Genomic DNA, 12927 nt, shown 5'->3' on the forward strand with positions numbered 1-12927 from the left:
ATCTAGGAATCTGTATCATTTGGGGAATGATGGCACTATTTTGGTTTGCCGGGGTACACGGACCTTCTATAGTAGAGCCAGCTATTGCCGCCATTATTTACGCTAATGTAGCCACAAACTTACAGCTTCATAATGCCGGTGAGCAAGCATCCAACGTGCTTACGGTCGGACTTGGAAACTTTGTCGGTACTATGGGAGGGACCGGTGCTACCCTTGTCGTTCCGTTTATTTTCCTTCTTCTTGCTAGATCAAAACAGCTGAAAGCAGTCGGAAAAGCATCCGTAGTACCAGTGTGTTTTGCCGTTAATGAACCGCTTTTATTTGCTGCACCAATGATCTTGAATCCTTATTTCTTCATTCCTTTTTTACTAACGCCAATGATTAATGTTTGCTTGTTCAAGTTTTTCGTTGACGTTATCGGGATGAACAGCTTCATTTATGTCCTGCCATGGGCAACACCAGCACCAATTGGCTTAATACTTGGTACAGGCATGGGACTCTGGGCTTTGGTTCTTGCTGTCTTATTAATTGTCGTCGATTTCCTTATTTACCTTCCGTTCTGTAAAGCTTATGACAACGAATTGCTGGCAAAAGAAGCGAAAAATGCTGAATTGGAAGCAGCTGTTGGAGTTTCCCAAGCAGGGCAACCTGCAATGGTCGGTGCAACAGGGACTGATACATTCGCTATCATGAACAACAATGCTCAAGTGGAGGAATCAGCACCAACGCTGGAGAAAAGCATCAACGTCTTGGTACTGTGTGCCGGAGCGGGAACAAGTGCCATGTTAGCTAATGCATTAACGGAAGGCGCTAAACAATACAATGTCCCGATCACTGCATCAGCAGGTGCTTACGGTTCTCATTACGAGATCATGAAAGACTTCGATATGGTGATTTTAGCTCCGCAAGTAGGTTCATATTATGATGACATTAAAGAAGACACAGACCGATTAAACATTAAGCTCGCTGCCACAAAAGGGGCAGAATATATCAATCTCACTAGAAATTCGCAAAAAGCCATTGATTTTGTCCTGGAACAGGTCAAATAAAAACGGAAGCGATAATGGATCCACCAGCGAACAAGGCGGTGCCTAGTTAAACGTAAACCATATTAAACTTATAAAGAACGGAAAATCAATAATCGGAAAACGGAAGGCACCTTAAATCTTAGACGAAAATCTGATATTTGGGGTGTATTTTTAATGAAAATAAATCAATTGAACAAAGTCCTTAAACAAGGCAGGAAATAAAAAAGGTGGAGGCTTGGCATGGATACCACATTATTGAAATCAAAATTCAAGACCGTTTTCAGTCGACAGGACGGGGAAGTGTTTTTTGCACCGGGGCGGATTAACCTGATCGGGGAGCATACGGATTATAATGGGGGACATGTTTTTCCATGTGCCATTACCATCGGGACGTATGCAGTAAGTGCAAGAAGAGAGGATAGTCAAATTCGATTCTACTCGGAAAATTTTCCGGAAATAGGCATGATTTGTTTTGACCTTTTCGATTTAGCTTACAGAAAGGAGGATAACTGGACCAATTATCCAAAGGGCATGATCCGTTATCTCAAAGATGCTGGTCATGAAATCGACAGTGGATTGGATATTTTGTTTAATGGTAACATCCCGACCGGTGCTGGATTAAGCTCTTCCGCTTCTATTGAAATGCTGACAGGTGTAATCTTACGAGAAATATTCGCATTGGATGTTTCTGATCTTGATTTAGTTTTGACGGGAAAAAAAGTTGAAAATGAATTTATCGGTGTGAATTCAGGCATTATGGATCAGTTTGCCGTGCAAAAAGGAAAAGAAGATATGGCCATTTTACTGGATTGTGTAACCCTGGGCTACGAAATGATCCCCATTGTTTTAGATGGATACAAAATAGTCATCATGAATACGAACAAGCGCCGCGAGCTTGCGACTTCAAAATATAATGAACGTCGCTCTGAATGTGAAGCGGCTCTTTCGGAACTACGGCAATACCGAAATGTGAACTCGCTTGGAGAACTGACATTGAAGGAATTTGAAAAGCTGGAAGGATATCTATCGAGTGAAACGTTACGGAAAAGGGCGCGTCATGGGATCAGTGAAAACGAACGGACAGTACTAGCTGCCAGGGCATTAAAGGCAAACGAATTGAAAACGTTTGGGGAACTGATGAATGCTTCGCACAGATCATTGCGTGATGATTATGAAGTGACAGGTATTGAATTGGATGTGTTATCCGAAGCGGCCTGGGAGGAAGGAGCCCTTGGCGCAAGGATGACAGGTGCTGGTTTCGGCGGCTGCGCCATAGCGATCGTGGAAAGCGAAAAAACGGAAAGCTTTATCCAGGGCGTTTCAGCTAAATATCTCGGCAAAATAGGATATGAAGCTTCATTTTATATGGTGGATATTAGCGATGGCGCTAAGAAATGGAAGGTGGGATAAATAACGACAAATCCTAGGTGGTGCAGGTAATGTGGATCACATGCAGTCATTCATTTATTGACAAAGGATATGAAGGTTGGGGAGCAGTGAAGGGATCACTTGCAGACAGGCCAACGGGAAGCTGTACATGAAAAAGGGGGAGTTAAGCCGTTTTCCATAGTATAGGTAAAACGGCAAAAACAAACGATAAGTTGTTCAATTATCATGGTTTTTCCGAGCAGTGTACTAGTTACAGGCAAGTCAATAAACCGATGGATTGTTGTCATAGGAGGATGAATTTCATGTTGAAAAAACAGATAAAAGGTTTTATGGTAATGGTGATGGGCTTAGTTCTTGCTTTAACTGGCTTAGCTAGTTTAGATGTTTTCCATAAGGTGGAAGCAGCTACTCCATTTGCATATGGAGCTGACATAGGCTGGATGAAGCAAATGGAAGATGGGGGCGTAAGCTGGGTCGATGACAATGGAAAACCAGCAGATTCTTTACAGATACTTAAAGATCACGGAATTAATTCCGTTAGGTTAAGAGTTTTTGTTAATCCGCCAAGTGACTATTATTGGTTAAAAGACGGAACAACTTGGACCATGCTGGGCTATAGTGACAAAGCAGGCGTACTTGCTGCAGCAAAAAGGGCAAAAGCTTTGGGAATGAGGATAATGGTTGACTTTCACTATAGTGATGTTTTTGCAGATCCGGGTCATCAAATTAAGCCAAACGCATGGACAAGCTACACCAATACCCAGTTACAAACAGCGGTTTACAACCATACGTACGATGTCATGAACGAGCTAAAAAGTAATGGCATATATCCTGAATGGGTACAAGTTGGGAATGAGATGAACTCAGGGATCATGCTTCCAGATGGCAGTACTGATAATTTCAGTAAATTGACGGCGTTCCTTAATAAAGGCTATGACGCAGTTAAGGCTGTAAGCCCATCCTCCAAGGTGGTCAGTCATTTGGCACATGGGACTAACAACAGTCAATTCAGATGGTGGTTTGATAACTTCTTTAGTAATGGCGGTAAAACGGATGTTATTGGTGCATCTTTCTATCCATATTGGGATGGTCAGCCATATTGGGAGATTACCGATGATTTATCTTACAATCTGAACGACATGGCTTCACGTTATAACAAGGAAGTTATGGTTGTTGAAGTAGGTGGAGACGAAAAAAACCCTAAAGATTCTTATTGGACGATCAATGATACAATCAAGGTTGTAAACGCGGTTCCGAACGGAAAAGGGATCGGAGTTTTTTACTGGGAACCCCAGGCTAACTCAAGTGTTCTTTCAGATGGTTATGCATTAGGCGCAACTACCGAGGTATCTAAAAATGTCCTGAAATATACAACGGCCATCGATGCTTTCAGTGATGCAGCTAAAGGATCGGCATCAAGCGGGAATCTTGTAAATAATGCCGGTTTTGAAACAGATGGAGCTACACAGAATCCAACAGGTTGGACCACTTGGTCAAATGGTAATGATCTTGCCAATTACACGGAAGCTGGCGGATATTCAGGAAGCTACAAATTATCTCATTGGAATAACGCTGCCTATCAGGTTAGTACCCATCAAATAAAAACAGGCCTTGCTAATGGAACGTATACATTGAAAGCATGGGTAAGAAGCGGTGGTGGATTTAAAACGAGCCAAATGTACGTTAAGAACTTTGGAGGCTCAGAAAAAAACACTCCTATTCCGACAACAAGCACCTGGACTCAAATTACTATAACGAATATTCATGTAACGAACGGACAAGCTGAATTCGGTTTTTGGACTGATGCAAATGCAAATAACTGGATCAGTGTCGACAATGTGGAGTTTTTCAAAAATTGAAAAGGCATGATAAAACGATAAATAACTGAAATTTCGGTCTTTAACGGAATATGGGATGCTTTATTCACTAGTGCTTTTTGTGGTGCCGGTGTCCCATATTCACGAGACCATATATAAAAATTCAGACATAGGCATGAGAAAAACAAAACAGCGGGCAGGTGGAAGGGAGTACGTTGTACCTATAAAGATTCCTTCGTACACTTGGGCCGGTACGGAAAAATGATTTAGTGAGAAATGTTAGGTTTTTCTGTGTTGATGACTATAAGGGTTAAACGGTGTAAAATAGGAACATGAATAATCTAAATTAATCATTTCACTATATTCAAACACTCTGCCATTTTGAAGAATTCCTCTGTTTATGATTTTCATCGCGGCAACCCCTTTCTTGCAATTTAGAAGCTCAGCATCCTCTTTGCTTACATTTACTGCGCTGTATGTTGTGATGAAGTGAGATATTTGATAGCCGCATTGTTGTACATAGTCATGAACTGATTTTTTAACTTCTTCTTTATTAAGGTGTGGGAAAAAAGAGCATGGTAATCTTGAAGTTTCAATTTGCCTTTTTTGGTAATCGGCAATTCGAACCCGTTTATATTCCCATAATTTCTTCTGTTCTCCATTTATATCAAAAATTTTTTCAAATGTTTGATCAGGTTTAATCTTTTTAAGATAGATAATTTCGGATTGTATATCTTTGAATTTCTTTTCTGTTAATGAATTGTAAATTAATGGACTTTTATATTTTGTATCATTGACGAATATACCCGAACCTTGAATAATTCTGATACATCCAATATTCATAAGTTTTTTTAATGCCTCGCGAATTGTGTATCTGGATACATCATATTGATTTGCCAGATCCCTTTCGGTAGGGATTTTTTGACCAGCTTTATAAGTATTTTGATAAATTTTACTTAGAATATCATCTGCAATAAAATCACGTTTTTTCATCATCGATTACCTCAAGACAGATTGTTTTTTCTTACTGCATATAATATTAGCATAAAAGGATCCATTCGTTATCTTTCTTGTAATGTAAAACCCTTGAAGCGCATTGCTTCAAGGGTTTTCATGCATTTTTATAACTTTATGGGGTATGGATGGTACCATTTGTAATACGAGCTTGAGTCCATTCATGTTTTCGATAAATGACTGGATATTCTTTTGCCATGTCTTCATTGAAATCAACACCGATGCCAACTTTTTCAATAGGATAAATATACCCATCCACTACTTCCACTGAGTTAGGGAACATTTTTTTCGTAGTTTCATCAGGCTCTTGAATTTCTTGTATCGCTGCATTATGAAGGTGAATATTCAAGTGTGTATTCACTGCCACTCCAATAGGGGTCATATCCGATGGGCCATGCCAGGCAATTTGAACACCAAAATTTTCACATAGTGCAGCTAGTTTAAGAGCGGGTGTGATGCCCCCAATCTGTGAAACATGGCAGCGAATGTAATCAATTTGACGATTAACGATGAGATTTCTCCATTCAGTTGGGTTATTGAATAATTCCCCGGATGCTATAGGTGTAGTGCATTGTGATCTCAATTGAACCAACCATTCATTTTGATCAGGAGGTAAGATATCCTCTAAAAAGAATAGCTTATAAGGCTCTAGGTCTTTTGCCAATTGGAGGGCTTGGTTTGGAAATAGTCTTTCATGAACATCATGAAGCAAATGAATGGAATATCCATATTTTTCACGTAATGCTTTAAACATGGTCACGACATCTTTCATATAAATGTCTGGATCATAATATTCTCCTGCACTTAACTCTTTTGTTACGTGCATCGTATGATTTTTGCCGCCATACAACCCCAATTGACAGCGAATATGGCGGTATCCTCTCTCTATCAAAGAATCAACATTGTTAAAGAGCTCCGCTAATGTTAATCCGTCAGCATGTGTATAGGCCGCAATTGCGTTTTTTGACTTTCCTCCAAAAAGTTGATAAAGGGGCATCTCGGCTAATTTAGCTTTAATATCCCATAAAGCCATGTCAATCCCTGCAATTGCATTGTTAATAACAGGACCATTTCTCCAATAAGAATTGACCATCATTAAGTGCCACAAGTCTTCAATGGCGTTCGCATCACGATCTATTAGAAGCGGTTTTAAATATTCATCAATCATGGTTTGAACAGCTAGAGGCCGTTGCTGGAAGGTTGCACACCCATATCCAATAACACCTTTGTTTGTTTCTATTTTGACTACAATAAGATTATGTCTATTCGGGTTAATCACAAATGATTGTATATCTGTAATAAGTGTGGGTTCCAAGGTTGAATCTCCTTTTTTCTTTAATTTCAATTATTCGTCAAATCAAAGTGAAATTATTAACTAGATTAAAACATAGTAAATATCCAACGTCAATTTGGTAAAGAAAGAAGGTCCGTTACGATAATTTACCATACCAATTTTCAAAAAACTGATGCAATAAATGTTGATAGTATAGGATTCTTCATTATTTCATGGTTTATTTAAGCGTTTTCATTTATTTTTTTTATATGCTATCATAACCCTGTCAAATCGGAGTGAAAGAAAGTAATAGATTGAGCTTTATCAATAATTTCTAGTAAGGGAATGATTCAAATATGAAAGATAAAGAGAGTGTCAAGAAAATCATAGAATATGTTGGCGGCAAAAAGAATATAAAGAAAGCTTGGCATTGCATGACAAGGCTGCGCTTTGATTTGTATGATAATTCTTTGATCGCCCATGAAAATGTAAAGCGATTGAGCGGTGTTATCGGAGAACAATTACAAAACGATCAATATCAGATAATAGTCGGGACAAATGTACAGCAATATCATTCTGCTTTAATGGAAGAACTAGGGATGGAAAGAGAAGAAGATAAGAAAGAAAGTAGCAAGAAAAAAGGTCTCTTTTCACGATTATTGGATGTTGTATCGGGTGTATTCGGTCCAATAGTTCCGGCAATCGCTGGTGCAGGCATGCTCAAAGGGCTTTTGGCAGGTCTAATTGCTTTGAATTTCTTATCGAAGGATAATGAAACAATTATAATCCTAGACTTGATTTCAAGTGGAGTCTTTTATTTCTTGCCATTCTTTTTAGCTGCTTCAGCTGCCAAAATATTTAAAACAAATCAATATCTTGCCCTAGCTATTGCTGCTGGCTTTATGTATCCATCTTTAATTGACGCTGCTAAATTAGGTGAGGTAAGTCAATTTCATTTTATTGGTTTACCAATACCCGTTATTAATTACTCTGGTGCTGTCATTCCAGTCATTTTATCTGTGTGGGCATTAAGTTATATCCACAGATGGATTGATAAGTATATGCCAAACATTTTGAAAACTGTATTTACTCCCACATTAACTCTATTTCTTGCCATTCCTTTTGCATTGATCGTATCCGGACCATTAGGTAGTTACGTTGGTAAGGGATTAGCTTATATTATTGAAACATTATTCGATATATCTCCCATCTTAGCAGGAGTTGTAATGGGCGGAGCGAGACCGATAGAAGTTGTATTTGGTATGCATCACGCTCTTACACCAATTGTGCTTCAAAACTTCGCGGATAAAGGATACGACATGTTAATGCCTATGATGTTTATGACAAACATGGCCATTGCAGGTGCCACTTTTGCAATGTTTTTTAAAGCCAATAGCAAAACTGAAAAGTCTATAATTCTATCAGCGACTATTTCTGCTCTTCTGGGCATTACAGAGCCTGCTATATTCGGGGTACTTATTAAAAATCGTAAAGCCTTCATAGCCTGTTCGATTGGTAGTGCAGTAGCCTCAACTTTTTTTGCTGCCATGGGTGTAAGAATTTATGGGTATATCCTTTCAAGTATTGTAAGTTTAGTCGCATATGTGGGCCCTTATTTTCCGTATGCTTTAATCGGAATCATGATTGCCATAAGTACATCATTTGGAATATCTTTCATCACTGTAAAAAAGACTCAATCAATATGAATCATAACCAATATCCAATAGGGTGATTTATAAGTGCTGGTGGAGGAGATGCCCCTACGGTAGGGATTGGATTATACGGTATCATTTGCGACTGCTGGCTCAGCAAGAAGGCATACATACATTTTCCGGTGAGTGCAATCGATTCATTGAAGAAATGAAAGTATGTGAACCATAAAGAACAAAGAATTCTAGAAAGAACGTCATTTCAAATCCGGCTACAATCGTTGAAGAAGATAAAGAAGAACATGGGAGGTATGAAGCTTGGAATCCCATTTATAAAGCAACGCTAATTCTTCTTTCAATAAGGGGCACGCGCTTGTCGAAGAATGAAATCTTTAACCAATCTTCACATCCCAAACTTTAAAAGCTTATATATAAGGAGCATATCTAATTTATCATGAGCTTTCCACCGAAATTTTTTAGATCTATTTTCTTATAAATAACCACCAACTGGTGTGAATTGGACGGGGAGGCTGCCTTTCAATTTAAAGGAGAGGCAGTAAAGAGGATACACACGTATAGTAACGGACACCTAGCAGAAGATTGCGGAAGCTTTTGAACAGTTCGGACAGACAGCAGATAAGATTTTAAAATTACTACCGGAGTATACTAAACTCATTTTGTAATATCGACAAAATTAATATTTGTGAATACAGGAAGAAGCTATGTGAATGGCGGATCCTAATATTCAAAAGTTACTAAAACAATCTTCGAGCAATGATTTCATAAACTTGCTTGTTTCTCGGGTAAGCGCATTAGACTATTAGCAGCCATCATAACATGAATACGGAAGCAGGCAAGGAGGAAAGCGGGTACGGAGATAAAAAGCATGGAGGGCGGGGAAAAAAGGGTATCGGAATGGCTCTTTCATTCCTATACCCTTTTTTGAATTTGTTGGATTTGAAGCAGTTAAGAATCAAATTATAAGATCCTCAAGTGAAACTGAGTTTGCCTTCAATCTCAGGTAAGGGCATTCAGATGTCCTTACCTTTCATTCTTAGTCAACAAATATGGTCATCATACTCAGGTTTGAGGAAATCTAACATCTGTTGCTTTTGCTGGGAGTAATGAAAGCAATTAAAGTAAAAGGAAAAGTCATCAAAAAAGAGTGAATTTTTTTCGTCAAAGGCAAATGCGCGTAAAAAATCAGATATGATCCGCTCTTGATCGACTGAGTCAAACAGTCCCGATACATAAAATTGATAATTGAATTTATCGTATAGGAAAAGATTTCCGGTATCTTCAAATATATGTTTCACTGAGTGCCCATCCAAACCAACCCACTCCTTTCTTCACAATATACCTTTAAACCACTGAACTTATACAGGATCCTGCTTTGGTTTATTATTATATTTCAAGCCAATCGATTTTTATTCCTTCAATACGTTGAAAGGATAAAAACATATGGACTAATAGGGGACAAGTTACGAAAAAAACACATCCATATGGATGTGTTTTTTCAAGACTCAATTATTTGTACATTTCAGCCACTTGTTTTTGCAATTGGCTATTTTCAAGATACTCATCATAACTGACTTGCTTATCGACCGTACCTTTTGGTGTAAGCTCAATGATCCGGTTCGCAACAGTTTGGATGAACTGATGGTCATGAGAAGAGAAAATCATCGATCCTTTAAAGGCGATCAACCCGTTGTTCAATGCTGTAATCGACTCTAAGTCCAGATGGTTTGTCGGTTCATCAAGCATAAGGACATTGGATCCGCTTAACATCATTTTCGAAAGCATGCAGCGGACTTTCTCGCCCCCTGAAAGAACACTTGCCTTCTTCGTCACTTCATCACCAGAGAATAGCATTCTCCCTAAGAATCCGCGCAGGAAGCTTTCGCTTTGATCATTCGGGGAATATTGACGAAGCCAATCGACAAGAGTCAAATCGACGCCTTCAAAGAATTCGGCATTATCTTTAGGGAAGTATGCCTGTGAAGTCGTTACACCCCACTTGAAAGTACCTTCATCCGGCTCAATTTCTCCAGCCAAAATTTTGAACATGGTCGTTTTGGCAATCTCATCTTTGCCGACAAATGCAATCTTGTCGCCTTTATTCATCGTGAAGCTGACGTTATCCAAGATTTTGATGCCATCGATCGTTTTCGAAATTCCATCAACCCGAAGCAGGTCGTTCCCAATTTCACGCTCAGGTGTGAAACCGACATAAGGATAACGGCGAGATGAAGGCTGGATATCATCCAAACTGATTTTATCCAATAATTTCTTACGGGAAGTTGCCTGGCTCGATTTGGATGCATTGGCGCTGAATCGAGCAATGAAATTTTGCAGCTCTTTAATTTTTTCTTCTTTTTTCTTGTTTGCATCTTGAGTCAGTTTAAGGGCAAGCTGACTGGATTCATACCAGAAGTCATAGTTCCCGATATACACTTTGATTTTACCGAAGTCAAGATCGGCGATATGTGTACAAACTTTGTTAAGGAAGTAACGGTCATGGGAAACGACGATAACGGTATTTTCAAAATTGATCAAGAACTCTTCCAGCCACTTGATCGCTTTTAAATCCAGATGGTTGGTAGGTTCATCCAGTAATAGAACATCCGGTTTGCCGAAAAGCGCTTGGGCAAGTAACACTTTAACCTTGTCGCCACCAGTCAGTTCAGCCATTTTCTTCGTGTGCAGGTCTTCTGTAATGCCAAGGCCTTTTAAGAGGATGGAGGCTTCAGGTTCCGCTTCCCAACCGTTTAATTCGGCAAATTCACCTTCAAGCTCGGCTGCTTTCATACCGTCCTCGTCCGTGAAGTTTTCCTTCATATATATGGCATCTTTTTCTTGCATGACTTGATATAATCTTTCATGTCCCATGATGACAACTTTAAGGACTTCTTCTTCTTCAAAAGCGAAGTGATCTTGCTTAAGAACGGCAAGGCGTTCGCCTGGTCCCATATGAACATCTCCGGATTGTGCTTCGATTTCACCGGAAAGGATTTTTAAGAAAGTGGATTTACCTGCACCATTTGCACCAATAAGCCCGTAGCAGTTACCAGGCGTGAATTTTATATTAACATCTTCAAACAGTTTACGATCGCCATAGCGTAAACCAACATTATTTACAGTAATCATTTATTTACATTCCTCCAAAATACTTTTGTTTCAACGTTTTCAACACAAGTTTGATTCTTTTTTCTCTGTTTCACATAAAAGACAGTTTACGTTCTTGTAGCTTTTAAACTGTACATCATTTAAATTGTATCTTATTTCTGTCAAAAGTTAAAGGTTCATTAGCAAAAACCGATACAAATCATCTAAAAGTTTAATGCACAAAGTGCGGGAAGGAGTATTTGAATAAATATCCTAACGTTTTTCATGTGCTTTAACGAATAGTAATTATAGAAAACGAACAATGCTAATTACGATAAGAATGGCAAAAAAGAAGCTGCCAAGAAAAAGGAAGAAGTGTTCTTGGCTGCAAAGGAAGGTAATATCTTTTGAGGGAATGAAGAAGTCGCTCCCCAAATGCAGCGGATTAGGGGACTTACAACATTGCAATAGAAGGCAAGTCCAATAAGGAAAGGGCCTAAGCAGCTGTAAATAAGCATGCACTTATGGACTCGCTTAGCAACAAGAAACTTCCGCTTTCTGAAATTATAGCCATACTCTACCTATTGATTAAGTCTGTGCCATATGAATTGTCGATTGCGCAAAGCCATTCACCTTGTGAATTTTTCTTGAATACGTAAGTTGCCCTTCTATCATTTGAATATTCCGAATCCGTTTTATCGGCATGGATTAGCGTTTGCGAAATAACCAAAGCTGTGTCTCCAGCTTCCAAGATAAACATTTCTCCCTGAGTCGGTACAAGCGTGTTATTAAAATATTTTGCAATTTTAATAAATGCTTCTTTGATCTCCTCTTTACCTCTTGCAATCATATCAGGCTTTACAACCAAAATCGCATCCTCCGTATAGTAATTCTTCAGAGTATCAAAATCTTCCTGTTGTATGGCGTTGTCACACTTTTTGATAAATTCCTTTAATTCATGTTCCATTATATGTTCCTCCTACATTGTTATTTGTGCAGTTTCCGTTTTTTGTAAATGTGTTAATCGACTTTGTTCAGCACGCAAATCTGTTTCATCCTTAAAATGCAATCAAGGTCACATGACGGTTTCGTTGTTGGAGGTTCAAGTGGCTTAAAATGGCTAGTAAATGGAACGATTCACCGTCATTTTTATATGAAGTCACACCATATAAGTTTGGAAATATGGGGGCTTTTGTGAATCTCTTTGATTTTACCATTTTTTCTCTTTATAAGCATGTTGAAAACACGGCGTAATTGTCCAACTGAAAATTCTTCAATAGCAGGACGCGGGAATTTGCCTTAATTGGAACTTTTCATCTGTGTCCAGAAAGACTGTCTTTTTTGTTCCAAGCAAAGCATTGCGGGTTCATCAATAATTTGAACTGGGGAGAAGACTGGGTCTTGTTCTTCCATGTAATGAACTTGCTATTTGTATTGAAGCAACATGTCAACACAATTTTAGGCTGAAATAATGAAAAAACAAACGCTTAAAGAGAATAAAGTTAGAGGGGATTTGACTTGGGAAAGAATGCGGGGGAAGTGATCGGAAATTTACCTTTATCATTATTTTTAATCTTCAATATTTAAAGGTACAAAGACTCATTGTAATATGCTTTTAAATCAGTATTATAAATAATTGTGACTTATGTAAT

7 protein-coding genes and 1 pseudogene are annotated in these 12927 nt (G+C 38.7%); 4 read left to right on the forward strand and 4 right to left on the reverse strand.

Annotated elements, in window-relative coordinates:
* From CVN76_RS13360 to CVN76_RS32225, 3 genes and pseudogenes are all read left to right on the forward strand, one after another.
* Positions 1 to 1049 (forward strand): PTS lactose transporter subunit IIBC (locus CVN76_RS13360; RefSeq protein WP_198512558.1); only part of this gene is annotated, 1049 nt, incomplete at its 5' end.
* Between the two features lie 219 nt (positions 1050 to 1268).
* Positions 1269 to 2438 carry a galactokinase gene (locus CVN76_RS13365; RefSeq protein WP_100531660.1) on the forward strand — a complete coding sequence of 390 codons (1170 nt, stop codon included), beginning with the start codon at positions 1269 to 1271 and terminating at the stop codon, positions 2436 to 2438.
* Between the two features lie 380 nt (positions 2439 to 2818).
* Positions 2819 to 3826 (forward strand): annotated as a pseudogene (locus CVN76_RS32225) (glycoside hydrolase family 53 protein); the annotation flags it as partial.
* 687 nt (positions 3827 to 4513) lie between these two features.
* Here the strand turns inward: CVN76_RS32225 and CVN76_RS13375 are convergent.
* Together CVN76_RS13375 and CVN76_RS13380 are read right to left on the reverse strand one after the other, a co-directional pair.
* On the reverse strand, positions 4514 to 5230 hold the full coding sequence (locus CVN76_RS13375; RefSeq protein WP_232732202.1) for a GntR family transcriptional regulator: 717 nt from the start codon (positions 5228 to 5230) through the stop codon (positions 4514 to 4516).
* A 133-nt stretch (positions 5231 to 5363) separates the two neighbouring features.
* Positions 5364 to 6563 (reverse strand): enolase C-terminal domain-like protein, encoded by a 1200-nt coding sequence (locus tag CVN76_RS13380; RefSeq protein WP_100531661.1) that lies wholly within the window; start codon positions 6561 to 6563, stop codon positions 5364 to 5366.
* 314 nt (positions 6564 to 6877) lie between these two features.
* Here CVN76_RS13380 and CVN76_RS13385 point away from each other — a divergent pair, with 314 nt between their 5' ends.
* A complete protein-coding gene (locus CVN76_RS13385) occupies positions 6878 to 8227 on the forward strand; it encodes a PTS transporter subunit EIIC (protein WP_100531662.1) in 1350 nt (449 codons plus the stop codon).
* A 1470-nt stretch (positions 8228 to 9697) separates the two neighbouring features.
* Here the strand turns inward: CVN76_RS13385 and CVN76_RS13395 are convergent.
* Entirely contained in the window at positions 9698 to 11317 is a 1620-nt protein-coding gene (locus CVN76_RS13395) for an ABC-F family ATP-binding cassette domain-containing protein (protein WP_100531663.1), read from the reverse strand.
* Positions 11318 to 11852: 535 nt separating this feature from the next.
* Positions 11853 to 12242: a YybH family protein gene (locus tag CVN76_RS13400; protein WP_100531664.1), complete on the reverse strand. Its 390-nt coding sequence runs from the start codon at positions 12240 to 12242 to the stop codon at positions 11853 to 11855.
* Between the last annotated feature and the right edge of the window lie 685 nt (positions 12243 to 12927).

The organism is Bacillus sp. mrc49, assembly GCF_002803435.1.